The organism is Streptomyces tricolor (assembly GCF_002155905.1).
In the GTDB taxonomy this organism is placed as follows: Bacteria; Actinomycetota; Actinomycetes; order Streptomycetales; family Streptomycetaceae; genus Streptomyces; species Streptomyces tricolor.
Genome location: NZ_MUMF01001089.1, coordinates 1 through 936, shown reverse-complemented (window position 1 = coordinate 936; position 936 = coordinate 1). Strand labels below are relative to the sequence as shown.

1 pseudogene is annotated in these 936 nt (G+C 79.2%); it reads right to left on the bottom strand.

Going from position 1 to position 936, the window contains the following annotated elements:
• Positions 1 to 936: pseudogene (locus CCN44_RS42905) on the bottom strand (hypothetical protein); the annotation flags it as partial.

Genomic DNA, 936 nt, shown 5'->3' with positions numbered 1-936 from the left:
CCGCCCGGCAGACGGCCGACGGCTCCTCCTCGGCGAGGACGGCGAGCAGTTCGTCGGCGCGCGGGTGCGCGCAGGCCGCCAGCGTCTCGGTCAGCTCCTCCAGGGCACCGTGCCGGTGAGTGTGCAGCAGCGCCTGCGCGGCGGTGGCCACGGTGGCGTGCGGGGTCGCGGGCAACGGCCGCTCGTCGGCGAACCAGGCGGTGAGCAGGGGCTGTACGTCGGTGGGGGCGGCGGCGAGCAGTCCGGCCACGGCGTCNNGCGGCGCAGCAGGTCCAGGCGCTCGGCGTCGGTGACGGGCAGGGCGGTCCAGAACGCGGGGCGGAAGTCGGCCGGTACGGGCCGCCGGGCGCGGCGCCAGGCGACGACCCGGTCGGCGAGCAGGCGCAGCACCTCGGTGTACGGCGCCGCGTCCGGGACCTCCAGCAGGGTCCGGGCGAGCAGCCGGGCCGCCCACCAGGATCCGGGGTCGCGGTCCAGGGCGTCCACCAACTCCCGCAGCCGCAGCGACAGTTGCCGGGCGCCGTGCTGGCGGCCGAGGACCAGGAGGGCCTGCACGACCGGGCCGACGCGATGGTGGGGCACCGGGACGGGGCGGCGGCTCCCGCGCGGCTCGCCGGGGCGGTGCACCAGGGCTCGCAGGGCCTCGTCCAGGTCCAGGTGCATGCCCTGGATCCAGTCGGCCAGTTCCTCGTGGGCGAAGCGGTAGCCGCCGCCGGCCGGCACGAGGAGGCCCTCGGCGAGGACGGCGGAGGCCCAGCCGGTGCCGCCGCCGAGCCGGGCCGGGGCGGGGCCCCAGGGGAACACCGCCTCGAACGACTCCCGGTCCAGTTCCCCCTGCCCCGGGCCGAGGCTGCGCCGGGCGGCCTCGTGCACCTGCCCGGCCACCCGTGCCGCCAGCCGGCGCACGGCCGTACCGCGCAGGCCGCCGGCGGCGGC